The sequence below is a fragment of the Abditibacteriota bacterium genome, from assembly GCA_017552965.1.
Taxonomy (GTDB): Bacteria; Armatimonadota; UBA5829; order UBA5829; family UBA5829; genus RGIG7931.
Genome location: JAFZNQ010000004.1, coordinates 63,945 through 89,177 on the forward strand (window position 1 = coordinate 63,945; position 25,233 = coordinate 89,177).

At 59.8% G+C, this 25,233-nt stretch carries 23 protein-coding genes and 1 tRNA gene; 6 read left to right on the top strand and 18 right to left on the bottom strand.

Annotation, left to right across the window (positions count from 1 at the left end; genetic code table 11):
• Nucleotides 1–18: 18 nt before the first annotated feature.
• Nucleotides 19–1,704 carry an S-layer homology domain-containing protein gene (locus IK083_00635; GenBank protein ID MBR4748065.1) on the bottom strand — a complete coding sequence of 562 codons (1,686 nt, stop codon included), beginning with the start codon at nucleotides 1,702–1,704 and terminating at the stop codon, nucleotides 19–21.
• 526 nt (nucleotides 1,705–2,230) lie between these two features.
• On the opposite strand from IK083_00635, the gene hrcA reads away from it, so the two are divergent.
• From hrcA to IK083_00655, 4 genes are read left to right on the top strand one after another with little or no spacing between them, the layout of a single operon-like run.
• Nucleotides 2,231–3,247 (top strand): heat-inducible transcription repressor HrcA, encoded by a 1,017-nt coding sequence (gene hrcA / locus IK083_00640; GenBank protein ID MBR4748066.1) that lies wholly within the window; start codon nucleotides 2,231–2,233, stop codon nucleotides 3,245–3,247.
• Between the two features lie 17 nt (nucleotides 3,248–3,264).
• On the top strand, nucleotides 3,265–4,131 hold the full coding sequence (locus IK083_00645) for a sugar phosphate isomerase/epimerase (protein MBR4748067.1): 867 nt from the start codon (nucleotides 3,265–3,267) through the stop codon (nucleotides 4,129–4,131).
• Nucleotides 4,132–4,160: 29 nt separating this feature from the next.
• Nucleotides 4,161–4,922, top strand: coding sequence for a hypothetical protein (locus IK083_00650; GenBank protein MBR4748068.1), 762 nt, complete (start codon nucleotides 4,161–4,163; stop codon nucleotides 4,920–4,922).
• Nucleotides 4,923–4,973: 51 nt separating this feature from the next.
• Nucleotides 4,974–6,389: an alanine:cation symporter family protein gene (locus IK083_00655; GenBank protein MBR4748069.1), complete on the top strand. Its 1,416-nt coding sequence runs from the start codon at nucleotides 4,974–4,976 to the stop codon at nucleotides 6,387–6,389.
• A 51-nt stretch (nucleotides 6,390–6,440) separates the two neighbouring features.
• Here IK083_00655 and IK083_00660 read toward each other — a convergent pair whose 3' ends face one another.
• From IK083_00660 to holA, 8 genes are all read right to left on the bottom strand, one after another.
• On the bottom strand, nucleotides 6,441–6,956 hold the full coding sequence (locus IK083_00660) for a hypothetical protein (protein ID MBR4748070.1): 516 nt from the start codon (nucleotides 6,954–6,956) through the stop codon (nucleotides 6,441–6,443).
• A gap of 38 nt (nucleotides 6,957–6,994) precedes the next feature.
• Nucleotides 6,995–7,987 carry a nucleoside hydrolase gene (locus IK083_00665; GenBank protein MBR4748071.1) on the bottom strand — a complete coding sequence of 331 codons (993 nt, stop codon included), beginning with the start codon at nucleotides 7,985–7,987 and terminating at the stop codon, nucleotides 6,995–6,997.
• A 19-nt stretch (nucleotides 7,988–8,006) separates the two neighbouring features.
• On the bottom strand, nucleotides 8,007–8,906 hold the full coding sequence (locus IK083_00670; protein MBR4748072.1) for a nucleoside hydrolase: 900 nt from the start codon (nucleotides 8,904–8,906) through the stop codon (nucleotides 8,007–8,009).
• Nucleotides 8,907–9,244: 338 nt separating this feature from the next.
• Nucleotides 9,245–9,427, bottom strand: a complete 183-nt coding sequence (locus IK083_00675) for a hypothetical protein (protein MBR4748073.1) — start codon at nucleotides 9,425–9,427, stop codon at nucleotides 9,245–9,247.
• 1 nt (nucleotide 9,428) lies between these two features.
• Nucleotides 9,429–10,448 carry a methyltransferase gene (locus IK083_00680; protein MBR4748074.1) on the bottom strand — a complete coding sequence of 340 codons (1,020 nt, stop codon included), beginning with the start codon at nucleotides 10,446–10,448 and terminating at the stop codon, nucleotides 9,429–9,431.
• A 9-nt stretch (nucleotides 10,449–10,457) separates the two neighbouring features.
• Entirely contained in the window at nucleotides 10,458–11,828 is a 1,371-nt protein-coding gene (locus IK083_00685; protein MBR4748075.1) for a hypothetical protein, read from the bottom strand.
• 7 nt (nucleotides 11,829–11,835) lie between these two features.
• Nucleotides 11,836–12,990: a hypothetical protein gene (locus IK083_00690; GenBank protein ID MBR4748076.1), complete on the bottom strand. Its 1,155-nt coding sequence runs from the start codon at nucleotides 12,988–12,990 to the stop codon at nucleotides 11,836–11,838.
• 9 nt (nucleotides 12,991–12,999) lie between these two features.
• The gene (holA, locus tag IK083_00695) at nucleotides 13,000–14,079 is read right to left on the bottom strand and encodes a DNA polymerase III subunit delta (GenBank protein MBR4748077.1); all 1,080 of its coding nucleotides are present in this window, start codon (nucleotides 14,077–14,079) and stop codon (nucleotides 13,000–13,002) included.
• Nucleotides 14,080–14,190: 111 nt separating this feature from the next.
• On the opposite strand from holA, the gene IK083_00700 reads away from it, so the two are divergent.
• A complete protein-coding gene (locus tag IK083_00700; protein ID MBR4748078.1) occupies nucleotides 14,191–15,321 on the top strand; it encodes a hypothetical protein in 1,131 nt (376 codons plus the stop codon).
• Between the two features lie 57 nt (nucleotides 15,322–15,378).
• Here the strand turns inward: IK083_00700 and IK083_00705 are convergent, their stop codons facing one another.
• The 9 genes from IK083_00705 to IK083_00745 all read right to left on the bottom strand — a co-directional run bounded on the left by IK083_00705 (nucleotide 15,379) and on the right by IK083_00745 (nucleotide 23,924).
• Nucleotides 15,379–17,304, bottom strand: coding sequence for an arginine--tRNA ligase (locus IK083_00705; GenBank protein MBR4748079.1), 1,926 nt, complete (start codon nucleotides 17,302–17,304; stop codon nucleotides 15,379–15,381).
• Nucleotides 17,305–17,308: 4 nt separating this feature from the next.
• Nucleotides 17,309–17,953, bottom strand: coding sequence for a non-canonical purine NTP pyrophosphatase (locus tag IK083_00710; protein ID MBR4748080.1), 645 nt, complete (start codon nucleotides 17,951–17,953; stop codon nucleotides 17,309–17,311).
• Entirely contained in the window at nucleotides 17,953–18,669 is a 717-nt protein-coding gene (rph, locus tag IK083_00715; GenBank protein ID MBR4748081.1) for a ribonuclease PH, read from the bottom strand. The genes IK083_00710 and rph overlap by 1 nt, the downstream gene beginning before the upstream one ends.
• Entirely contained in the window at nucleotides 18,669–18,992 is a 324-nt protein-coding gene (trxA, locus tag IK083_00720) for a thioredoxin (GenBank protein ID MBR4748082.1), read from the bottom strand. Before trxA ends, rph begins: the two co-directional genes overlap by 1 nt.
• Nucleotides 18,993–19,035: 43 nt before the next feature.
• Nucleotides 19,036–20,214, bottom strand: coding sequence for a galactokinase (locus IK083_00725; GenBank protein MBR4748083.1), 1,179 nt, complete (start codon nucleotides 20,212–20,214; stop codon nucleotides 19,036–19,038).
• Nucleotides 20,211–21,095, bottom strand: coding sequence for a ParB/RepB/Spo0J family partition protein (locus IK083_00730; protein MBR4748084.1), 885 nt, complete (start codon nucleotides 21,093–21,095; stop codon nucleotides 20,211–20,213). The genes IK083_00725 and IK083_00730 overlap by 4 nt, the downstream gene beginning before the upstream one ends.
• Nucleotides 21,073–21,849 carry a ParA family protein gene (locus IK083_00735; GenBank protein MBR4748085.1) on the bottom strand — a complete coding sequence of 259 codons (777 nt, stop codon included), beginning with the start codon at nucleotides 21,847–21,849 and terminating at the stop codon, nucleotides 21,073–21,075. The genes IK083_00730 and IK083_00735 overlap by 23 nt, the downstream gene beginning before the upstream one ends.
• A 51-nt stretch (nucleotides 21,850–21,900) precedes the next feature.
• Nucleotides 21,901–21,994: transfer RNA gene (locus IK083_00740), tRNA-Ser, on the bottom strand.
• 55 nt (nucleotides 21,995–22,049) lie between these two features.
• Entirely contained in the window at nucleotides 22,050–23,924 is a 1,875-nt protein-coding gene (locus IK083_00745) for a hypothetical protein (protein MBR4748086.1), read from the bottom strand.
• Nucleotides 23,925–24,077: 153 nt separating this feature from the next.
• On the opposite strand from IK083_00745, the gene IK083_00750 reads away from it, so the two are divergent.
• The gene (locus tag IK083_00750; GenBank protein ID MBR4748087.1) at nucleotides 24,078–25,112 is read left to right on the top strand and encodes a Gfo/Idh/MocA family oxidoreductase; all 1,035 of its coding nucleotides are present in this window, start codon (nucleotides 24,078–24,080) and stop codon (nucleotides 25,110–25,112) included.
• Nucleotides 25,113–25,233 lie beyond the last annotated feature (121 nt).

The window sequence follows — 25,233 nt, forward strand, 5'->3', positions numbered from 1 at the left end:
AAAGCGTATGTCTTCAGATTAGAAGTTAACAGACAGCTGACCGGCCACGATGTGGCTCTTCTGCAGCACGTCATACTTCATGTACTGATACATCATCTTGATCTTGGCGTTCTGGCCAACCTTGCGGTTCCAGCCAACGGTGATAGCGTCGTCCTTGAAGGCGTACTTGGCCTGCTCGTACTCAGCAAACACGTTGTCCAAAGCGGTCAGGTCGTAGCTCAGACCGGCCTTGAAGTACTTCATGTCGTCGTAGGCGGAAGGAACCCAACCGTCCTTGTCGTCATACTTCTTGAAAGTACCGTACACCTTGAAAGCGTCGGATACGTTGAAAGCAGCGTCAACATAGAAGCCCTTGTAGTTGTCGGCATAGTAGGTGTCCAGGATCTTGTCCAGAACGGCAAAGCTGTAAAAGCCGGATTCAACAGTCTTGTAACCGGCGGAAATGTCCAGCTTGTCGTTGGCAAAGCCCAGCTTGGCATCCCAGGCAGCAGCCTTGGGGAGGCTCTTGTTAGGCTTCATCTGGAAGTAACCACCGTCCACGTAGAACTGGCCGAAGGGCACGTACAGGGTGCCGCCGTAGTACTTGACCTTGTCCATCATGAAGGGGACCTTGTTCTCGGTGCCCAGCATGTCAAACAGAGCGGTGATGCGGGCATCGCCAAAGTTGAAGCCCAGCTGCACGCCGCCGCTGCCGGAGACCTTCTCGCCGCTCAGGTAAGCGACCTGCCAGTCGTTCCAGTCATACACAGGGCGGTTGCCCCACAGGCGAACGTCGAAAGCGCCAAACGCCTTGGCGTAGTCAAAGCCTTCCACAGAGAAGTTGCCGTCATCCATTCTGTCGATATCAAAGAAACTGGAGTCCTTGTATCTCTTGAACAGGAAGCGGTTTACCTGGAAGGGCATGCGGCCTACTCTGATGTCGCCCCAAGTCTCGTCGGTGGAAGCGGCATACATGTAGTAGGGCTTGATGTCGGACATGGTGTCCTGGAAGGGCTCGGGGCCATTCAGCTTGTCCAGATAGTCGCCCATAACCAGAGTGGTGTACACGTTGACGTGATCGTTCACTCTGCCCTTGATGTCCAGCTGCACGTCCTTGAAGAAGGACTGCTTTCTCTTGAATATCTTGGTGGCGGGGCCAAAGCCGTCGCCGTCCCAAGCGGGCTTGTCGCCGGAGATCACGTCTTCAACCATGAAGTTGGCAGCGCCGGTGATCTTCACGCGGGCCTGCTCATCTTCCAGAGCGGCAACGCGGCTCTTCAGAGCGGCTACGTCAGCCTTCAGCACGTTCACGTCTACTCCCAGAGCAGCCAGCTCAGGCTGGAACTCGTCCACCAGAGCCTTGATCTTGTTGAGAGCGTCGGCGGTGGCCAGACCGGAGAGGTCGGCGTCGGTGCCGGGAACATAGTCGTCCTTCAGCATATACTTGTCGAGGTCAGACTTCTTTACGAAGCCGCTGACGTCGGCAGCATCCTCACCCAGGAAGGGGAGAAGGCGGCAAAGAACTACCGCAAACTCGTAGCGGGTCATAGTCCTCTTGCCCTTGAACTCGCCGTCGGGATAACCGATCACGAGACCCAGGCTTTCCAGCTCGCTGACAGCATCATAAGCCCAATGATCTCTGGGAACATCGGAGAAGGTGCTCTGCGCGAACATAGGAGCGGCCAAAGCAAATACTACGGCCAATACCATAAATAACTTTTTCATTTTTATCCTCTTGAGATTTTTGACTGGTGTATCTCAGAGCAGGCAGTATCCATGTTTCCTGCAAGACTCTTCGATACAGTCGTAATTTGGATTGTCGATTTGACCTTCGGGCACTCACAGCATACTCAAGAATGTATCACCTCCTCTGGGGCTGCGCCACATTGATGGTCAACTCACTTTACATTATAAATCAACGGGGGGCCAATGTCAATACCCAGTGACAAATAATCCAAAAAAATTTTTTCGGGGCCCGTTTTTTTCTTTCCGGAGGCTTTGTCCACAGGCTGCGGAGGGTCCGGCGCGCTCAAACTGCGGGACTTGTCCACAGTATCCACAGCCTGTCCACCTCTGTCCACACCTGTGGATAACCCTGTGGAAAAACCCGGTGGGCTGTGCACAGGGGACGGAAAGGCCCCCGCCCCCCTTTGCCGGGAAGAAAAAAGCCTGTGGACAGCCGCGTTTCTTGACATCGGGCCCCATATTCTGTAAAATAATAATGTTTACAAATCAGCAGGAGGATGAAGCGGTGAGTATTCAGTTGAAAGAGCGCAAAGCCAAGATACTTCAGCTCCTGGTCCAGGACTACATAGACAACTGCGAGCCTGTGGGGAGCAAGCGTATTGCCGAGACCTACGGCATGGAGGTGCGTTCCGCCACCATACGCAACGAGATGGCGGAGCTGTCGGAGATGGGACTGCTGACCCAGCCCCACAGGTCTGCCGGCAGGATACCCTCCGAGCTGGGCTACAGGGTGTTTGTGGATTCGCTCATGGAGAGGTGCAGCATACCCTCCGCCGCCGGGCGCATCATCACCGAGGCCCTGAGGCAGCAAAACGAGATAGAGATGCTGGTGTCTGCGGCCTGCAGGGTGCTGTCGGAGCTGTGCGGCTACGTGGCGGCTGCCGCCTATCCCAGCATGAAGCACAGCCGCATAGACTGCATATCCCTGTCCCGCTACGGCACCAAAAGGCTGCTCCTGGTGGCTGCCACCACCAATTCGTATATCATCCACCGCATAGTGGATCTGGACATAGACAAGGCCCTGTATTCCCTGGACGCCGCGGCCAATTATCTCAACAGCGTGTACAGCGGCCGGATACTGTCGGAGATAGCCGCCTCGGAGCCCTCGGGCATGTTTGCGGCTCTGGCGGGGGAATTCATCAAGGCAGTCCGCAGCGAGGGCAGAGACATCAGGGACAGAAAGTATTTTTACGACGGCATAGGCCGGCTGCTGCGTCTCCCCGAGTTTCAGACGGTGGACGCTCTGGAAAACCTGATCTCGGCCCTGGACGACCCGGCCCTCATGGAAAAGGTCACCGGCCTCTCCGCCGGCCCCGAGCCCTCCATACGCATAGGCTCCGAGTCCGCCATACCCGCCCTGACAAAATATTCGGTGATCTGCTGCCGCTACTCCGTCAGCGGCGTGCCGGCGGGAGGCATATCGGTCATAGGCCCCACCCGGATGGACTATTCCCACACCCTGGCAGCCCTGGAGCTGGTCAGGGAGCAGCTGGAAACCATGCTCAACAGCATATTGAAATAAAAAAGGAAGTGACAGACATGTATCTGACAGGATTTGCCGATGAGGCGGCCTCGGGGCTCGCCGGACAGATAGAGGCGACCCGGACCCTGGGCTGGAAGTATATCGAGAGCAGGGCCATCGACGGGGTGAACATCCACGACCTGCCCGAAGAGGCCTTTGACAGGGCCTGCGGACAGCTGGAAGAGGCGGGGATAGGCGTCAACTGCTTTGGCTCCACCATAGCCAACTGGGGCAAGGACATACGCAAGCCCTTTGACGTGGACCTGGAGCAGGCCAAAAGAGCCGCCCGGCGCATGACCCGGCTGGGGACCCGGCTCATAAGGGTGATGAGCTACGCCGTGATCCCCGACGCGGAGGACCAGATGAAGGAAGAGCGCTTCCGAAGGCTGAGAGAGCTGAAGAAGATCTTTGACGACGCCGGGGTGACCATGGTCCACGAAAACTGCATGAACTACGGCGGCATCAGCTACAGGCACACCCTGGAGCTGGTGGACAACGTACCGGGGCTGAAGCTGGTGTTTGACACGGGCAACCCGGTGCAGACCCGGGACTTTTTCCGGCCGGGCCAAAGGCAGTCCGCCTGGGAGTTCTACAGCAAGGTAAAGGAACACGTGGCCTACGTCCACATCAAGGACGGCGTGTGGGAAAACGACCGGGTCCGCTGGACCTTCCCCGGGGAAGGACAGGGAGACGTAAAGAGGATCCTGGAGGACCTGCTGCGGTCGGGCTATGACGGAGGCATCTCCATAGAGCCCCATCTGGACGTGGTCTTCCACGAGCAGAACAAGGACGTGCCCGAGAGCGACATCCGCTTTGACAACTACGTCAGATACGGCAGGATGACCGAGGATATCATCCGCAGCCTGAAGCATCTCCCCCAATAGGCGGATCCGCAAGGTTTCTCAAACTGAACATGAAAGCAACAGTAAGCGTTTTCTGGACCGGCGGATACGATTCGACCTTCAGGATCTGTCAGCTGTCCCGTGAAAATGTGACTATTGACCCGTATTATCTTTCCGACAACAGAGCAGCAGAAAAAATGGAGCTGCAGGCAATTGATAATATACGGGAAAAACTGCTCGATGATCCCGCCACAAAAGCCGCAATAAATCCGCTCATCTACGTTCCCGCAGATGCGCGGCATAAAGACAGCCGCGTTGCCAGAGCCTTTCATCGTCTGGTAACGAGCGATTTTATGGGCAGTCAATACGAGTGGCTCGGAGCCTTTGCCCTGGAACACCCGGGCATAGAGATGTCTGTTCATAAGGATGATAAAGCCATAGCCCTGATCCTGAAATACGGAGCACTGGCTCCCGAAAACACCCCGTACGGCACCTGTTATGCCGTTGACCGCGACAGGTCTTCGGAAGACATTGTCGTTCTCTTTGGCAGCCAGCGTTTTCCTCTTGCAGACTATACTAAGCTCCGTATGAAGCGGGAATATGCCCAAATGAGATTGTCGGATATCGTCAATGAAACGTGGTTCTGCCACAAACCCGTTGACGGAAAGCCCTGCGGCATCTGCAATTCCTGCCGTTATACCATTGAGGAAGGTATGTCCGAAAGGTTTTCGGCAGAAGCATTGACAAGATACAGGAAATACAATTCGCCGGCCTGCATTTTGCAGCGCAAGATGAAGGCTGTCCGGCGCGCACTGAACAGATTCAGGCCCTGAACAATATGCCCCCGGCGCGGGATCCGCACAAGGAAAAGACAAGGAAAAGACATGGCAACGATAACCCGGATACTCGAACAGGCAGACAACGTAATGTATTATCCCATACTGATAATAGTTATGTCGCTGGCCGGCTTGTATTTTACCGTACTGACAAGGGGGGTTCAGATACGCCTGTTCCCCGAATCTGTCCGCCTGCTGCTGGAGCCCCCTACTGACAAGGCGCATGTGTCTTCATTGCAGGCTATGCTCGTGTCCACCGCTTCCCGCGTGGGGACGGGAAACATAGTCGGCGTATCTACGGCTATATGTCTGGGCGGTCCCGGCGCCTGCTTCTGGATGTGGCTGATGTGCGTCATAGGCGGCGCTTCGGCGTTTATCGAAAGCACGCTGGCTCAGATCTACAAGAGAAAAAGCGCCGACGGCGGATGCTACGGAGGCCCCGCATACTATATCGAAAAAGCCCTTCACGCTCCGCTGCTTGCAGGCGTCTTCGCGCTGTTCCTCATCATAACCTATGCAGGCGGCTTCAACCTGCTCTGCTCTTATAACCTGCAGTCCACTTTTGCGGGGTACGGCTTTTACAGCCCCGGGTCAACGCCTTATATCGTGGGCGGCGCCCTGGCCGCCATCACCGGCTACTGCCTGCTGGGCGGCGGAAAACGCATCGTGAAGATCACGAGCAGCATCGTTCCCGTCATGGGCGTTCTGTACGTGTTTATGTCGCTGGCAGTGATACTTGCAAACCTCGGGAACGTGCCCGCCATGTTCGGCATGATTTTCAGGGACGCCTTTGATTTCAGGGCGATCTTCGGCGGCGTAGCAGGCTCCTGCCTTATCTACGGCATCAAGAGGGGACTCTATTCCAACGAAGCGGGAGTAGGCTCCGCGCCAAACGCATCCGCATCCGCCAAAGTGTCCCACCCGGCAAAGCAGGGGCTTGTCCAGGTGCTTTCCGTCTATATCGATACGCTGCTTCTGTGTACGGCAACGGCTCTGATGTGTCTGTCCAGCGGCGTCGAACGCAGCGCGGACGCCGCCGGCGCCGTCTACGTCCAGAATGCCATTTTCACCTTGTTCGGCCAGACAGGCCCCGTGTTCATCACCCTGGCCATGGTACTGTTTGCCTTTACCACTCTGATCGGCAACCTGTATTACGTGGACAATGCCGTGATATACCTCAACCGCAAAAAGAAGCCCTCCAAAGGGTTTATGGCCCTTTTTCATGCGTTATGCGTTCTGATAGTGTTCACGGGAGCCATAGTGCCTATGGACGTTGCCTGGGCCCTGGCAGACATCACCATGGGCGGAATGACTCTCATCAACCTGCCCGCCTGTATGCTGCTGGGCAAGGCGGCCGTCGGCGCGCTGAAGGATTATGAAAGGCAGAAGAAAGAGGGAGCCGACCCCGTGTTCAAAGCCGCAGATACAGGGCTCGCCGGAGAAGAGCTGGATTTCTGGAAATAACGCGCCGACGCAAAAAAAGAGGCCCCGCAAGGGGCCTTGTTTTTGCGCTGACTATTCTTCTTTCTTTTCGCAGGTCCTGCCTGTCTTGTCCCCCGGAAGGGTGTCGGGCAGGATGCCGTTGCCGGTCTTGGCAGAGGTGCGCCAGTTTTCGCGGTAATACTGGGTGTCGCTGGTGACCTTGCGGCCGGTGTAGGGGTTCTTTTCCGTCATGTTTATCCACAGCTCGTCGGAGTATCTGAGGGTAAAGGTGCCGTATATGCCGCTGACGTAATTGCCGTCCTCATAAGACTTGTAGGCGCCGGAAAAGCTGCCGCTGTTGGGTATGTAGCCGTAAAGGACAGCGGTGCGGTGATACAGGCCGTCCCCTCCCAGAGTGTAATAGCCTATGCCAAAATCGCCGTTTCTCTCTACGTACAGGTATTCCTTGTAGTCATAGTTCAGGCTGGTGTACACGTATTCGCCCTTGTATCTGGAATCGGTGCCGCCGCTCCAGTCGGAGCTGCCGCAGCCGGACAGGACCATACAGGCCAGCAGAGCCGCCGCCAAAAGGATGTATCGGATCTTCATATATCTCTCCTTGTTAAAATCTCTTCACCTATATTATATCAGTTTTTGGCCCGTTTGAGCAAATCCAGGCATTTGTCCAGCAAAAGGTCTGCCTTCAGGTCGTCGGCCACCAGGCAGTTCTTCACGGACGCGTTGTAGTCCGGCACCGTAAAGCCCCGGGTCAGGCGGCCCTCCAGCTCCGTGTGAAGGGCGCAGGGGCGGGTGTCGAAGAGCTCCGGGTCCGTGAGATAGAACACGGGGGCTATGTCATACAGAAGAGGGTCCTGCCCCCACCACAGCTCCACGCTCTCCCTGATGACCCTGTGGACCGGATCTGTCATATCGGCAAAGACAGCCCTGAGCCTTTCCCGCCTCAGGAGCAGCTTTTCCGCGGGGGTATAGGGGGCGACAAATACGGGCAGGCCGCAGTTGAACACCACCTCCGACGCCTCCGGGTCGCACATGACGTTGTGCTCGGGACGCATATAGACCACCTCGCCTCCCATGACGAAAAAGCCTCGGACCTTGTGGGCAAGGGCGGGATACTCCACCGCCAGCTCCGCGGAGTTGGTCATGGCCCCGGCGCAGATGACGGCCACCGGCTCCTCCGAAGCGTCCAGGACCTGCCTCATCACCTCCAGAGCGCCGGGATAAGTCCCCAGGGGCATATCGGCGGCAAATCTGTCGTAGCCCGTGCCCGCGTCCGTGTGGGGATGATACTGATTTTTGAGGAGCCGGGCCCGGCTGATGGGCTTCCCCACCCCTATGGGCACGTCCCGGGCCCCCGCTATATCCAGCACCTTGCGGACGTAGCGGGCCTTGCTCATCACGTCCGCGTGGACCACCGTGACCGCCTTCAGCTCCAGCCGGGGGTGACGGACGCAGCACAGCAGGGCAAACAGGTCGTCTATATCGTCGCAGATATCCGTGTCAAAAATGACGGGTATCTTGTCTCCTTCGGCGGTTTTGGCCGCGGCGCCCGGGTCCGGAGCGCAGCAGGCCGGAAGGGCCATGCACACAAAAACCGCCAGCAGCAGGTATCCGAGCTTCATATCTGTCTCCTTGAACGGGCTATTTGCCCTTGGCCTGCTTCAGCAGCCCGACGCACTTGTCCAGCAGCTCCTCTTCCTGCAGGTCCAGCGCCACTGCGCAATTCTTTACGGGAGCCTTGTAGTCCGCCACGGTGTAGCCCCGGGTAAAGCGGCCCTCCAGCTCCGTGTGCAGAGAGCACTCCCGGGTCTCAAAGAGCTCCGGATCCGTGAGATAAAACACGGGAGCGATGTCATACAGCACCGGGTCCCTGCCCCACCACAGATCGGCGCTCTCCCTGATGACCCTGTGGACCGGGTTTGTCATATCGTCAAAGGCGGCCCTGAGCCTTTCTTCCGTGAGCCGCAGCTTTTTGGTGGGAGTAAAGGGAGCGGCAAACACGGGCGCGCCGCAGTTGAACACCACCTCCGACGCCTCCGGGTCGCACATGATGTTGTGCTCGGGATGCATATATTCCACCTCGCCTCCCATGACGAAAAAGCCCCGGACCCTGTGGGCCAGAGCGGGATACTCCACCGCCAGCTCCGCCGCGTTGGTCATGGCCCCCTCGCATATGACGGCCACCGGCTCCTCCGAAGCGTCCAGGACCTGCCTCATCACTTCGAGAGCCCCGGGGTAATTTCCTATGGGCATATCGGCGGCAAATCTGTCATAGCCCGTGTCCGGCGCTATGTGGGGATGATACTGATTTTTGAGGAGCCGGGCCAGGCTGATGGGCTTCCCCACCCCTACGGGCACCTCCCGGGCGCCCACCATGTCCAGCACCTTGCGGACGTAGCGGGCCTTGCTCATCACGTCCGCGTGGACCACCGTGACCGCCTTCAGGTCGATATTGGGATGGAACACGCAGCACAGCAGGGCAAACAGATCGTCGATATCGTCGCAGATATCTGTGTCAAAAATGACGGGTATTCGGGACATATGATCACCTCTCGCTTTTGCCGGCAAAGGGCCGGCTTACAGTATGATTATAGCATATATCCGGGACAAATATGACCGGATCTCCCGGCGCGTCATCCCGGCGGAAAACGTCACTTCGGCGGCGGGGCAGAAAAGAAGTTAAGCCCCAAAAAATCTGCGATTTTTCGGGGACCCCGGATGACGCCCCTCCCACCCCGGCTTGGTCCGTGGCCGTGGCTCGCGGTCCGGTCAAAAGCTCTCAAGCGCCGGGATGACGCGGGGCTGCGGCACGCGGTATTTCTGCGGCGCGGGAGGGGCGCCGGACAAAAAAGGGGCCCGCTGCCGCGGGCCCGGAAGGGTCATTTTTTCAGCCGGTCTTCCGCCAGCTTTCTGATGCTCCTGTCGTAGGTCTTTTCCGCCTCCTTGCTGAAAAAGCAGGCGGGCACCTCGTTGGGGCGGTGATACGCCACGCATTCGCAGCACTTCCCGTGGTTGGCGCAGGGATAGGTGCAGGGGCAATCGTTTTTGTTGTCGCAGGCCATGTTACTCTCCTTTTTTCACTTCGCTCCAGCTTTTGTAAACCTGAAACACGTTCTCGGGCTTGCTGTCGCCGAACTCGCATTGTCCTATGACGCCGCCCTTCCTGTACAGCCGGCGGTAAACCTCCCGGACTGCCTTGTCTATATCTTCCGTGGTGCCGGTCCTCAGCAGGTGCTGCCGGTCTATCTCGCCGCAGAAGGTGATCCGCCCCGCAAAGGGCTCCAGATTTTCCAGACCCATGCAGAAGATCTGGCTGTTGAGCATATCCAGCCCCAGCTCCGTCAGGTCGGGGTATATCTCCAGTATATAGCCGTCCGAGTGCATGAATATCTTTTTTCCGGCGCCGTGGGCTATGTCTATAAAGCTCTTGTAGATGGGCTTGAAATAGGCCCGCCACAGGTCCGGGGAGATGAGGAGGCTTTTCTGGGAGCCCCAGTCGTCCATAAACTGCAGGCAGTCCACGTCGGTCCGGGCCCACAGCTCCATGCACCGGCAGTAAAAGTCCGCCATGTCGGCGAGAAAGGCCTTCATGTCCGGGTTTTCGTCTATGAGGTCCATATAGAGGGGCACGGTGCCCCTGATGAACTGCAGCTGCTCAAAGGGACGGGGGCAGCAGCCCGCCTTCACGAACTTGTCCGTCTTGGCGCAGTCCCGGTTGATGGAGTCTGTGTCGATGGTGAGCCACTCCGTGGGAAAGTGCACCCTGGCCCTGTCCTCTCGCCAGTCCCTGACTATGGGGTCCTTCACCTCCCCTATGACTCCCGCCTGTATGTTTTCGAAGATACAGCCCCAGCTGTCCCGAAAGGTCCCCACGGCGTAGGGGTCTCCCTGAGCGTAGTCCGGCTCCGAGCAATAGGGAGCCACGCCGGTGGTGTCAAAATTGTTGTATTCCGCGTAAAGGGCTTCCACCTTGCCGGGGTACTTTATCTGGGCTATGGGCAGATACCACAGCTCCAGGGGTATCCGGGCAGGGTCTTCAAAATTCAGTGTCTGATACACCAGCTCTCTCGATGTTGCCGCCATAAGCTGCTCCTATTTCAAAAAATACCGGGAGGCATACATTTCCTGCCCGCCAAAGCCGGCTCTGATGAGCAGGTGGTGGACCCCCTTGGGCAAGCCGGAGGTGTCCATCAGCATCTTTGCCGTGTCGTTGCCCGCCCCCTTGGACACTCCGTCCAGATATATGATATAATAGTCCGCTCCCGCCAGCTCCGGGGGTATCTCCGGGGCAAATATGTCCGACATGGGCTTCGCCCCCTGCTTTTTCACTCTCTCCGACAGGGCCTCCGCCGCCTTTTCCAGCTCCGCCCGGGTCAGCTCGGGGCTGTATTCCCCGAAGCACAGGCGCACCCATTCCAGCCGGCGGCCCTGTTTGGCAAAGCAGTCCGACGACAGCCCCGTAAAGGCGGGCATCTCCCGGAAGTCCTCCCCCTCAAACCGGACCAGGGCCCTGAAGGAGTTCTCCGGATGCTCCGGATAATACCACAGGCCCAGTGTCCCTTTGTAAAGGGGAGCCCTGCCCTCCAGCTCAAAGGCGTCCTTTTTGGAGCCTACGACCATGACCTGCTCCACCGCGTCGTCGTGGCGGGAGTAGTGGAACAGGGGCTGTATCATAAAGCCCCCTCTGGACTCGTCCTTCGTGCTCTCTTTGGTCCCGGCGGGACGCCGGGGGGAGGTGGCTATGGTCACCACTCCGCCGTGCACCGTGTTCAGCTGTCCCGGCCGGTCATAGGCGGTGCCGTCAAAGCGGCCCACCCCCTTCACGGGCTGGACCACCTTTGTCAGCTCGTAGGAGCCCCCCTCCCGCAGATATGCGGTCACCGGGCCTCCCGGCCTGTTGTCAAAATCTATGTAGTCTATGGGGCTCTCCGGCCGTTCCACCGTGATCACTATGACGTCCCCTTCGGCAGGGACGTAGGAGGTCCCCAGAGGCTCCAGGGAGCCCTTCTTTTCCAGAAACACCCTGCTCCCCTGAAAAGGAGCCACATTGCCGAAGATAAAGGTCCCGGCGGCCACGTCCGTGTGTATGCCCGAGTCCCCGGCGGGGATGCCGCCGTAGAGCTCCGGCTCTGTGAACAGCTCCGCGGGCACCAGGCTGAAGATGCTCATGTCGTCCGGCCCGTTCTTCAGCAGGGACCCGGCAGGGGACACCTTGATGCGTATGCCGTGGCTGGCAGCCGCGGCCACCAGTCCTCCGTCTGTGTAGTCCGCCGCCAAAAAGGCCCGGCGGGTCCGGGAGGCGGCCCGGGTCACCCGGCCGCCGGCATAATAGGTCTTGCCTCCGTCAAGGCTGGCCTGCACCAGCCCCCGGGCCCGGTTTTCCACCCGGATACGGTAGATCTCTTCTCCGAAAAGGGCCGTGGCCAGCAGCAAAAGGGCCAGGGCCATACATATCTTTTTCATAAGTCTCCTATCCGGTCAGCTCCCTGAACTCCTGCCTCCGGGAAAAGCTCCGGCCGCCTATCTTCACGGGCTCGTCCGACAGCACCGCCGGGTCCACCGCGTGTCCCACTCTCGCCAAAAACTGCCTGTCCCCTACCCTCCGGGATATCCTGAGAAAGGGCAGCACCATGTCCAGTATGGTGGGAGACGACACGCTGACGGCCAGCAGCTTTTCGCAGGCCTTTCTCCCCTCCACGTAGCTCTCCTCCGTGAGAAGGCTTTCGGTCAGGCAGGGGACTATGCGGGCGCTCCACAGAGCCTGACAGTAGGCTCTCTCTATGAGCCGGGCCCCGGGCCTCATGGCCAGCAAGGACTCCGCCTTGCGGCAGGCCTTTTCCGCCTGTTTCCGGGACGAAGAAGCCATATAGCTCAGAAAGCTGGCTATCTCCCCGTCGGACAGGGTGTTGTTCATAAAGGGCTTCAGCAGCTGCCAGGCCTCCATGTAGCGCTCCTCCTCCGCCAGGCTGCGGGCTCTGGCAAAGGCTTCGTCCTTCCCGCCGCAGGTCTCCTCCGGCTCTCCGGCCCCCATCTGGGGGATGGGCTGCACCGGCTGGGGCATTTCCTCCGGAGGGTCGGGCTCCCGGGCGGGCTCCGCCTTCTCTGCCATAAGGCGGCGGAGATCCACGTGCTTGAGAGCGTAGATGTCTATGCTCTCGTCCAGCTCCTCCTCCGGCTCCGCGGCGGCCGCGGGAGCGGTCTCGGGCAGGACCGGGGGCTCCTTCAGGACCCCTATGGCGTATTTGGCCAGCTTGTCGGCGTATTCGTTCCAGGTGTCCCCCGAGTGGCCCTCGGTCTTCACCCATTCCACCGACACGCCCGCCTGATCCACGTAGCTCTTGTAATACTTGGTCAGCACCGTGTTGGCCTTGAAGGTGCCCTCCGCCCAGGCCTGGAGCCCGGTGTAATCGTGATGGACCTTCAGGGCCGTCACCTCGTTTTCGTTGCAGAAATCCAGCAGCTTCAGCACCGCAAATATCTCGCCCGCCACGTTTCTGTGAGTCAAAAACTCCTGGGGCACGTCGGTGCCGAAATCCTCGCACAGATACTCGCCGTCCTCCAGCACCACGAAGGACCAGCCGGCCCTGTTGTCTCTGAACGAACCGTCAACCCACGCTTCTGTCATTCTTCGCTCCTATATGACCATCCTGAGGACCATGGTTTTGATGATGGCCTCGGGTTCTTCGTCCGTATCCTCGGCCCCCTTCAGGGCCAGATCCGTGTCCGCCACTATGCCTATCCACCGCCGCAGGGCGGCAAAGGTGGTCTTTCTTGCCATATTCAGCAGCTTGGTCTGCTGCCAGGACGCCCGGGTCACCAGAGAGCCCGGAGGGAAATATTCCGCCAGGTCTCCCAGGTCCTCCTTTGAGACGGGCTTCCTGCCCCCGTCGGGATGCTGCTCCGTCAGTATGCGGGCCTGCCACAGCAGCCGCAGCTGACCGGACAGAAGGGACAGGAGCTTGAGGGCAGTGGCCTGGGGTTCGTTGCCTTCTATAAACAGGCCCTCGGCCATAGCCACGGCCTTTTTGCCCTCCCTGCCCAGCAAGGCGTCCAGAAATTCGAACACCCTCTCCTCGGGAGTCTCGCTGGTACACTGCCGGACGTCGTCGGGAGTGACCGTCTTTTGGTCCAGAGCGTAGGCGCACAGCTTGTCTGTCTCGGAGGCCAGCAGGGTGTAGTCGGTGCCCACCCGGCGTATGAGCAGCTCCAGGGCCTCCCGGCCTATCTCCTTGCCCTGCTCCCGAAACCGTTCTCTGACAAAGGGCTCCACCTGCTCCTGTATGTCCTTTTTTCTGGTCACCGGCTCAAATTTGCGGATCCCCTTTTCCTTCTCGATGGCCTTGGACAGGCCGGCAGACAGTTCAAAGCCCGGGGCAGGCTTGCCGTCCTTCATGTCAGGGGCCGGTATCCAGAGGATGATGCAGCCGGACTCCGGCACCATATACAGGTTGCGGGCCAGCTCCGCCTGCTCGGCGGCGGGCATCTTGTGGGCATACCTGACCAGCACGGTCCTTTTGGGAGAGCCCAGAGGCAGTATGCCGGCGCCGGTGATGATCCTGCTGGCAGTGGCCGAGTCTCCCGTCATCTCGTCTCTGTCAAAGAGCTCAAAGTCGGGGTCGGTCACCTCACGGAGCAGCTCTTCCACAGCCTTTGTCTTGCTGTAGTCGTCTCTGCCCTGAAACAGATATATCCTGCTCTTTTCCTTTTTCGCCATCAGCGCGTCCTCCCTGTCTCAATACTATTATATCACAAAAAGCCCTGCGGGATATTTGACACTCCCGGGGCCCGGTGCTATAATGCTATTGGCATTCCGGAGGAAAGACCTATGACCAACACCCACAGAATACTCAATACCCTCAGAGGCCTGCCCGTGGACAGGCCCCCGGTGAATTTTTATGAGATAGGCGGCTTCAACGTGGACCCCGGAGACCCGTCCCCCTACAACGTGTACAATTCTCCCGACTGGCAGCCCCTGCTGCAGCTGGCAGAGGAAAAGACCGACGTCATGCGCTTTGGCATCATACGGGCCACCCCCAGATATCCGGAGCTCCACCGGGAGCTGGTGACCACCGAGACCCGGGACACGGGCCGGAGCATCATCACCGTCACCACCTTTCGCATAGGCGGCAGGACCCTCACCAGGACCGACAGGAGAGACGCGGAGGCAGACACCGTGTGGCACACGGAGCACCTGCTGAAAAACACGGAGGACCTGCAGACCTTTTTGTCCATTCCCGACGAATATTTTCTCTGGGATTACGACGCCTCCCCCATGACCCGGCAGGAGGAGGCCCTGGGGGACCGGGGAGTGGTCATGGCAGACGGAGCCGACGCCCTGGCGGAGGCCGCGGTCCTCTTTTCCATGGAGGACTACACGGTGCTGGCCCTCACCGAGGAGGCCCTGTTCCGGTCCTTGCTGGACAAGCTCCAGCCCTCCCAGCTGGACAGATACTCTCAGATAGCGGCCCAGAGGCCGGACACGGTGTGGCGGCTCTGCGGACCCGAATACGCCACTCCCCCCTATCTGCCCCCTGCCCTGTTCAGGGAATACGTGGTGCCCTATGACAAGCCCCTTATAGACATCATCCACGGCTCCGGAGGCCTCTGCCGGCTCCACTGTCACGGCAAGATAAAAAGGGTGGCCCCCTATATACTGGAGCTGGGGCCCGACGGCATAGACCCGGTGGAGCCTCCCGAGCAGGGAGACGTGACCCTGGCGGAGGCCCGGGAGCTGCTGGGGCCCGGCATCGCCCTCTTTGGCAACATAGAGGCCAGCGACATAGAGACCCTGCGGCCGGCGGACTTCGCTGAGAAGGTCCGGACAGCGGTGGAAGAGGGCTCCGCCGGTCCCGGCGGCTTTGCCCTGCAGCCCTCCGCCTCCCCCTACGGCCGGCGGATAGCTCCCTCGGTCATGGAAAACTATATGTGCATGCTGCAGGCGGTGGGGGCGCTCTGAGCCCCAACAGTCAAGGGGAGAGGGCCGGAGCCCCCTCCCCTTTTGCTTGCGCTGCGGTCAGATCCTGTCGATGGCTTCGATGCCTATGGCGCTCAGGGTGTTTTTCATGACCTGCTTGAATGCGGCCACCAGCGCCAGCCTGAAGCTGCGCAGACCCTCGTCCTCTATGTTGATAAAAGCCACTCTCTTTTCCGCTTCCGGATCCGGATTCTCATAAAAGCCCGTAAAGACGCCGGCCAGGTCAAAAGCATACCGGGCCAGGGGCGCCGGGGACAGCTCCTCCGCCGCCTTTTCCAGCACCCGGGGATACTCGGCCAGCTTGGCCAGCAGGGCCTTTTCGGTGTCCGTGACCCGGTCCGTGCTTGCCCGCTGCAGGTCTATGGCCCCGGCCTTGTTCAGCACGGAGGCCGCTCTGGCGTGAGCGTATTCGCAATAGATGCCCGAGTCTCCCGTGGTCTTCAGGGCTTCCTCAAAATCAAAGACCAGCATCTTGCCGTTGGTGGTCCGGCTCATGAAGTAGCGGACCGCCGCGCAGGCCAGTATGTCCAGGCTCACCGGGTCCTTGACCTTTTCGCCTATCTTGTCTCTGATGATGTCTATGAGGTCGTCTCCCTTGACTCCCAGACCCTTTCTGCCGCTCATGGCCTGGACCTGGGCGTCCTTGTCGGTCTCCATGCCCAGAGCCTCGGCGGCGGAGTTGGACAGCACCACCACCTCATAGCCCAGATGCACCGAGTTGGCCGCTTCTTTTTTGAAGCCCAGCTTGTCCAGACATTCATACACTATCTGCTGGGTGTAGCTCTGGCGGCAGTCTATGACGTTGATGACTTCGTCCGCCCGGCCCCACTTGTCGCAGGGAGCCCCGTCGGGGGCGGTGGTGGCCAGCGCGGTGCCGTCGGGCTGCAGGCCCCATTCTCCGTAGAGAAAGTCCTTGCCCAGCACGCCGAACTTCCACATCTGATATGCTATATCCTTGCCTGTGTAGGTGACTATGCCGTTGGAGCGCACCAGTATCTTGTCCTCGCTCTTGACCCCCTCCTCGGTCTCCACTATGCCGGAGCCGTATCTGACCACCCAGCAGCCCCGGTTGGGGCCCTCGGTCTCATACACCACGGCGCCGGTGTCCCGGAGCTTGTCAAAGGCAGTCTTCCAGAAGCCCCGCAGGAATATGTCCGACTCCCAGTTCAGCAGGTCGTACCGGACGTTGAGGCGTCCCACGGTAGCCAGATGACACCGGACTATCCGGGCAGCCACCTCCTTGGCAAAGGCGGCTATGGGGTTGTCCTGGCTCTCCACCATATGGAGCACCTCCACCCTCTTTTCCTTCAGCTCGGGATCGCTTTCGTAGGCGGCGGAAATGCGGGAATAGACGTCCCAGCACCAGTAGTCAAAGCTCTGGGAGCCCTCCGCCTTTTTCCAAATGGCGTCTATGTTGGAGCCGTCATAGACCGGCTCGTCCAGATAGAGCATGGCCACCACCACGTCCGCCACCTGCACTCCCGTGTCGTCTATATAGTTGCAGGCCTGGACCCGGTGGCCCATCCTGCGCAGTATGCGCACCACGCTGTCGCCTATGATGGCGTTGCGCAGGTGGCCTATATGCATGGCCTTGTTGGGGTTCACGTTGGTGTGCTCCACCAATATGTTCCTGCCGGTGGGCTCCCGGTCGCCGAACCGGTCCCCCTCCTCCAGTATCTGCCCTATGAGGTCCCGGGCATACAGGGGATGATCCACCCTGAAGTTCACGTAGCCGGGCTTGGTGACCTCCACGGAGGCGATATAGGGCAGAGAGCAGCGGGTGAGATGCTCCGCCAATTCCTCTGCTATCAGAAAAGGCGCCTTGCGGAGAGTCTTGGCAAAGGGCATGCACACGGCGGTGGAAAAATCTCCCATTTCCTTGCTGGGGGGCACGTTGTAGCTCACGGCCAGCCCGGGATCGCCGAAAAACTCCCTGATACCTGCGGTGATTTTGTCTTGAAGCATATTGCTACCTCTTGATATATGTGATCAGCTCTAACATCCGGCGCACGGCCTTGCCTCTGTGGGAAATGGCGTTCTTTTCCGCCGGGGACAGCTCCGCCAGATGGCGCCTGAGGGAGGGCAGATACATGACGGGGTCAAAGCCAAAGCCTCCGTCGCCCCTTTCCTCCCGGGCTATCTCCCCCTCCAGAGTGGCGCGGACCGTGACTATGTGAGGGTCATCGGGGTAAAACACGGCGCCCTCTGCGGCGGGGCAATCCCTGAGCCCCTCTATCACCGAGGGCTCCGGAGCATAGAGACAGGCGCAGCAGACAAAACGGGCTGTCCTGAGGGAAGCGTCCCCCAGCTCCTCCAGCAGCTTGCGGCACCTTTCCCGGTCCGTGTCGGCGTAGCGGGAGGAATAGACTCCCGGTCTGCCTCCCAGCGCGTCCACCTCCAGACCCGAATCGTCTGCCAGGCAGAGGAGGCCGTATCGGGAGCCGTAGCCCTCGGCCTTCAGCACTGCGTTTTCCTCAAAGGTGGCTCCGGTCTCCTCTATCTCATAGAGCTTGTCCAGCTCGTCCAGAGCCGTGACGGCCGTGTCCGTGCCGGAGAGCAGCTCCTTCATCTCCCGCACCTTGCCGGGGTTGTGTGTGGACAAAAGCAGCTTCATCACCAGCCTGCCTCTTTGGTGATCTCAAATATCCGGCCTATGCCTTCGGCGGCCAGGTCCAGCAGGGAGTCAAACCTCTTCCGGGGGAAGGGATAGCCCTCTGCGGTGCTCTGGACCTCTATGAGCTTGCCGGCGGAGGTCATCACCACGTTCATATCCACCTGAGCGTTGCTGTCCTCCACGTAGGCCAGGTCCAGCAGCTCCTCGCCTCCCACTATGCCGCAGCTGACCGCGGCCACCCGCTCCGTAAAGGGCAGACGGCGGATCAGCTTTTCCTTCAGCATATATTCGCAGGCATCGGCAAAGGCCAGAAAGCTGCCTGTGACCGAAGCGGTCCTGGTGCCGCCGTCGGCCTGTATCACGTCGCAGTCCAGCCAGACGGTCCTTTCGCCCAGAGCGTCCAGGTCCGCCACGCTGCGGATGGAGCGGCCTATGAGCCTCTGTATCTCCATGGAGCGGCCGTCTATCTTGCCCTTGACGGAGTCTCTCTGCTTTCTGGTCTCGCAGCTGCAGGGCAGCATGGCGTATTCGGCGGTGATCCAGCCGCTGCCGGTGCCCTTCAGGAAGGGGGGCACCTTGTCCTCCACGGAGGCGGTGCAGATGACTCTGGTCTTGCCCACCTCTATGAGGACGCTGCCTTCGGCGTTGGGCATGAAGTCCCTGTGGAGGACTATGGGCCGCAGCTCGTCCGAGGCCCTCTTGTCAAAACGCACCATCAGAGAGCGGCGTCCAGCAGCTTTTTCAGGGCGGGCTTGGGCTGAAGACCCACGGTGCGGGCTTCCACGCTGCCGCCCTTGAAGAGTATGACGGTGGGGATGCTCATGATGCCGTACTGCTGAGCCAGGTCGCCGTTGTCGTCTATATCCACCTTGACAAACCGGACCTTGCCCTCGTATTCCCCGGCCAGCTGGTCAATGATGGGGGCCAGCATCTTGCAGGGGCCGCACCAGGTGGCCCAAAAGTCCACCAGCACCGGCAGATCCGCCTTCAATACTTCCTGCTCAAAATCGGCAGAGCCTATAGCTTTGATGTTGCTCATCTTTGTATCCTCTCTTTTGTATTTCTAATAATTATTTTATATATTAGTTCAGCTCCGAGGGAGCCACGGGCCCGGCGCCGTCCTCGGCGGACAGCACCCACACCTCCGGCTCCAGCCCGGTGGCCCGGGGATATTCTCTCCGGACGTATTCTGCGAAATCCTTTACCCGGGAGGCCTCCACCAGACTGACGGCGCAGCCTCCGAAGCCGGCGCCTGCCAGACGGCCCGACAGGGAGCCGGGAGCCTCTCTGGCAGCCTTGACCATGGCCTCCAGCTCGGGACAGGACACCTCATAGTCGTCTCTGGCCGAATCGTGGCTTTGGTCCATGAGCCTGCCAAAGGCCTCGAAGTCGCCGGCATTCAGCACCCTGATGGCCTCCAGGCCCCGGTTGTTCTCGGTGATCACGTGGCGGGCTCTCATATACTGCTTTTCCGTGAGCTCGTCCTTGTGCCTGTTTATCATGTCCAGAGTGGCGTCCCTGAGGGCCCGGACCTCCGGATAATGCTTTTGCAGCGCGGCCACGGCCTCTTCGCACTGGGCCCGCCGGGCTCCGTATTCGCTGTCCACCAGCCCCCGCCGCTTCATGGTGTTGCACACCACCACCTTATAGCGGCTGCAGTCCAGAGGCAGCTGCCTGTATTCCAGGCTGCGGCAGTCCAGAAACAGGGCGTGGTCCTTTTTGCCGTTGCGGGACACGAACTGGTCCATGATGCCGGTGCTCACGCCCACAAACAGGTTCTCGGCCTTCTGGCCCACCAGAGCCATCTCCGGCCCGGACATCTCAAAGCCGAACAGAGTCTGCATCAAGACCCCGGTGGCGTTTTCCAGAGCCGCCGAGGAGCTGAGGCCGCTGCCTATGGGCACGTTGCTTGACAGGGCTATTTCGGCTCCGCCCAACCGGGCCCCCGCCTCCAGCAGATATTTGATGACCCCTCTCGAGTAGTTGCTCCACTTATACCTTTCGTCGGACTGCAGGTCCCCCAGGCTGAATACGGAGGTCTCGTTTTTGTTCATGGAATGGATGGACACGGTGTCTCCGCCGGTCCGGCGGCCGCAGGCCAGCACGTTCAGGTCTATGGCAATGGGGAGGACAAAGCCGTCGTTGTAATCCGTGTGGATGCCCAGCAGGTCCACCCGTCCGGGGCTCTTTACAAAGGCCTCCGGCTCTCCTTTGTAGACGTCTTCAAATCGGCGTCTCAGCTCTTCGTATCGCGCTTTCAATGCTCTTCTCCCAGGATCTGCGACAGGAGCCTTTCCAGGTCGCTGTCGTTTTTGAATTCTATGACTATCTGGCCCTTGGTGCGTCGTTTGACCACCCGGACCCCGGTCTTCAGGGCTTCCTTCAGTTTGGCGGACAGGTCTGCCAGCTCCGTTGTTTCACGTGAAACAGCCGGCCTTGCGGGCTTTTCCGGCTCCGGCTCGGACATATCCCCCAGAGGGTTGTTGATGATGCGGGCCAGCTCCTCGGCGTCCCTCACGGTAAGGTTTTCCCGGACTATCCTTTCGGCAAAGGGCACCCGGTTTTCCTCCGAGGACACGGAGAGGACGGCTCTGGCGTGGCCTTCGCTGATGGACTTGTCCTCCAGCATGGCCAGCACCGGCTCCGGCAGGGACAGGAGCCTCAGATGATTGGCCACGGAGCTGCGGCTCTTGCCTACCACTCCCGCCAGATGCTCCTGGGTGTAGCCGAAATCCTCCACCAGACGCTTGTAGGCTCTGGCGGTCTCGATGGGGCCTATGTCCTCCCGCTGGATGTTTTCTATGACGGCTATCTCCAGGCTCTGGGTGTCCGTCACGTCCCTGACCAGAGCGGGCACGGTCCTGAGGCCCGCCAGCCGGGAGGCCCGCAGCCGTCTTTCCCCGGCCACCAGCTCGTACCGGTCCTCGTCCTTTTTTCTCAGCAGCACAGGCTGCAGGACGCCGTATTTTTTGATGGAGTCCGCCAGCTCCCTCAGGCTGTCCTCGTCAAATCTCTGACGGGGCTGAAAGGGGTTGGGGTCTATGAGTATGACCTCTATTTCCGTGGGCCGGTCCTGAGGAGCGCTGATGCGATTGGCTCCCAGCAGGTCCGCCGGGCCCTTAGCCATGGTTTTGTTTTCCAAATTCCGATACCTCCACAGCAAATGCTCCATAGTTCTCCGCGCCCACGGAGCCCGGAGCATAGGTAAAAATAGACTTCCCGTGGCTGGGAGCCTCGGAAAGCTTCACGTTTCTCGGCATGATCACCGAAGACACCTGACTGCCGAAAAAGGCCCTGACCTCACCGGTGATCTTTTCGCTGAGGGCGGTCCTGTAGTCAAACATGGTGAGGAGTATCCGGGCTATCTTCAGGTCCGGATTCAGATTCCGGGTGACCAGAGTGATGGTCTGCAGCAGCTGGGTGATGCCTTCCAGAGCGTAGTATTCGCACTGGATGGGCAGGATGGTGTATTTGGCGCAGGTGAGCACGTTCACGGTCAGGAGCCCCAGAGAGGGAGGGCAGTCTATGATGACGAAGCTGTAGTCGTCACTGACGGCGTCCAGAGCCAGCCCGAGACGCTTTTCTCTGGACATCATGCCCATGAGCTCTATGTCCGCCCCGGCCAGATTCAGGGTGGCGGGAGCCAGAGACAGATTCTTTTCGCCGGTAGGCAGGATCACGTCCTTCAGGGGCGCGGCGCCCATCATCACGTCATACATACAGCGGTCCAGAGAGGACTTGTCTATGCCCAGACCGGTGGTGGCGTTGCCCTGAGGATCCATGTCCACCAAAAGCACCTTCTCGCCCAGAATGCCCAGTCCGGCAGCCAGATTGATGGCGGTGGTGGTCTTGCCCACGCCGCCCTTTTGGTTCACAACCGCATATATATTATTCATTGCTTCGGACCCTTGTTCTACAAAAAAAACCGGAAACATCCGGTATAAAAATGGAGGAGAGACCGGGATTTGAACCCGGGGCACAACGATAAAGTTGCGCGACGGTTTTCGAAACCGCTCCCTTAAGCCACTCGGGCACCTCTCCTTACCACAACTATTATACCCTATTTTTGCTCCTTATGCAAGCCGCCGGGCCATTATTATTGCTCCGGCAGGTCCAGATAATGCATTATGCCTATCTGACAATAGGCGGTGCTCTCGGGATACATGTTGTTCATGGCCCTGTCCTCCAGGCCGTCTCCGTCCGTGTCCTCTGTCCAGTTGTACACTCCTCCGGTCTCGTTCAGGATGCGTATCCTCAGAGGGTTGTCCCCCAGCAGATAGGCCGTCATCCGGCGGCACCTGAGGAGATATCCGGCCTCCCCTGTGACCCGATACAGCAGGGCGAGAGCCTGGAGCCAGTGGCCCGTCTGATAGTAGAAAAATTGTCCCCGGGCCTTCCAGCTGTCGTCTGCCCTGCCCCAGCAATAGGTCATCTCTCCGGGGACCAGATTCAGGCCGAAATTGATCACCTCTCCCCTGTATTCGCTCCGCCTGACCCACAGGCTCAGCCAGTAGTCCGCCGCCGCTGCGGCGCAGTCCCTCCACCGGCCGGCGTCCGGGTCTCCGGGCAGGGCCAGACAGCCCCGGGCCAGAGCGGCTATGGCCATGCTGTCCACGTTGGGATACCTGCTCCAGCTCCGGCCCCGCTGCAGGTCGCAGAGGGCGTTCAGGCTGTCCCGGCAGGCCTCCCCGAAGCTCACCCGGCGCCCCTTTTTGTCCACGTAAGCCGCGGCCTTTCCCGCAAAATCCAGGGTCTCCGCCAGCCCCAGAGTCAGATAGGCGTGCTCCCCCGGGTCTCTCCAATAGGGGCGGCCTCCGGAGGAGGAGCGGGTATAGCCCCCTTCATAGCCGTCGCACAGGCAAAACTGCAGGCCCGCCCCTATGGCGGGGACCAGAGACTCTCTCAGGCCCGGGTCCGCGGCGGCGGCTTCGCACAGCCCCCAGAGGGCTCTGCCGTTCAGCACCCCTCCCCCGGCATAATCCAGAAAGGCCGGGTTGTAAAACCAGCCCTTGCCCTCGGTGAGATAGTCTCCGTTGACGAACATGCCGTAGTGAAAGGCCCCCCGGGTGTATCGCTCCCTCACTCCCCGGTGGTCTTCAAGAGCCAGATTGCCCTCCTGCAGGTGCTGCATGGCGGCCAGATTGGCGGCCCCCTGCCGGACCATATCCCGCAGGTTGTCGTCAAAGGGCTTCTTTATCCTGCCCAGCCGCATGGCATACATAATGAGTATGTCGGCAAAATCGTTGGCAAAGGCGTAGGGCATATAGTTGCCGAAGGCCCCGTTGTCCGGGTCTCCGTCCAGGGGATGATCGTTGGAGGAGTTGAACCAGGAGGGCCAGACGCTCTGCCAGAAGCACCTGCAGGGCCTGCGGCCCAGAGGCCGGGACCAGTCCCTGTCCCTGTGGGCAAAGTCGTAGAGGGCCAGGTCCCTCTTGAAGTATGCCAGGTCCTCGTCATTGTCCGTGTCGAAGCCCTTTCTGTCCCCTCTCTGAGACGCCGCGGCTCCCCTGCTGTTTATATAGAGGCTCAGCAGCCGGCGGACCGCCGGATATTCCCGGGCCTTCCGGTCCCTGTTGCCCTTCCGGTCCAGCAGGTCGTTGGTAAACACGGAGGGCAGCTCCGGCGCCTCCGCTCCCCGGCGGCATATAAGGGCTCCCTCGGCGGCGTCGGCGAAGTCCGGGTCCTCCGCGGCGTCTATGAAATACACGTCAGTCCCGGCGGCAAAGGTCCCGGAAAAGACCCCGTCTTCATCCGCCCGGAGGGTCATGGTCACGCTCCTGCCGTCGGAGGCCCCGGTGACCCTCACGTATACAGGGCTGCCGGGGGCCGCCCTTCCCGTTATCCGGGGAGCGCCCCTGTCCGTGTCCCTGACGGCCCCCTCCGAGAACATGGGGGACAGGGACACTTCTCCCCTGGCGGCGCACAGGACGCACAGGGCAAGACAGAGAGAGAGCAGAGCGGTTTTCATCATGGTCGCCTTCCTTTTTCGGGCCTTATTCAGCCCTATTGTAGCATTTTGCCCCGGGCTTATCAAGCCACTTGAAATACGGCAGGCCAAAAGGTATAATCAATAAGGGAAGGTCCCCCCGTAAATGTTTCACGTGAAACACAAGGAGTCTCATCAATGAAATCATACAGCATCGGAGTCATAGGCTGCGGGCACATAGCCAGAAAGGCCCACCTTCCGAACATAGCTCCCAAATACAGACTGACCGCCGTGTCCGACGTCAGCCGCGAAAGGGCTGAAGCCGCCAAACAGGAATTCAGCGCCGCATACGCTTTTGACGACTACAGGCAGCTGCTGGCGCTGGAGGAAATAGACTCGGTCCACATCTGCACCCCCAACTATCTCCACGTCCCCATAGCCCTGGAGGCTCTGGCAGCGGGGAAGCACGTCCTGGTCGAAAAGCCCATGGCCACCAACGCCAAGGACGCGGCCATGCTGTTTGCCGAGGCCGAAAAACGGGGCCTCAAGGTCATGTCGGCCAACTGCTACAGATACATCACCGAGAGCTCCGTCATCAAGTCCTTCGTGGACAGGGGGCAGCTGGGAGATATCTACTACGTCAACGTCAAGGCTCTGCGCAGAAGGGGCATCCCCCCCTACGGAGCCTTTACCAGCAAGGAGCTCCAGGGAGGCGGACCTCTCATAGACATAGGCGTCCATCAGCTGGACCTGGCCATGTATCTGCTGGGCAACCCCAGGCCCCTCAGGGTCACCGGCTGCGCCAGCGCCCATATAGGCAACACCCCCGGCCACGCCTGGGCCGACCGGGGCAAGTGGGATCCTGAAAAATACGATATAGAGGATCTGGCCTGCGGCTTCGTGCACCTGGAAGGAGGCGCGGTCCTGAACGTGGAGACCGCCTTTGCGGCCAACATCAGGGAGGACCTCTTCTGCGTGAGCCTTATGGGCACCAAGGGCGGCGCGGACACCAAGCCCCTGAGGATATACACGGAGGATCAGGAGGTGCTGCTGGACGCAGAGCCGGCCCACCTCTCCATGACCAACATATACGCGGCGGAGATAGACGGCTTTTACAAGGCCATAGAGGAAGACGGCCCGGTGCCCGTAAGGCCCGGGGAGACCGTCAACGTGCTGAAGATCATAGACGGGATCTACAGATCCTCCGAAGAAGGGCGGGAGATCGCTCTGTAACGCGCTTGCGGCGGGACCCTGCGGGGTCCTTTTTTTTTGCTCATTTTTTTGCGGCCTCCGGGAGACCGGGACCCGGTAATTATGATATAATAATACTGTAATCACCATTCAACTAAAGGAG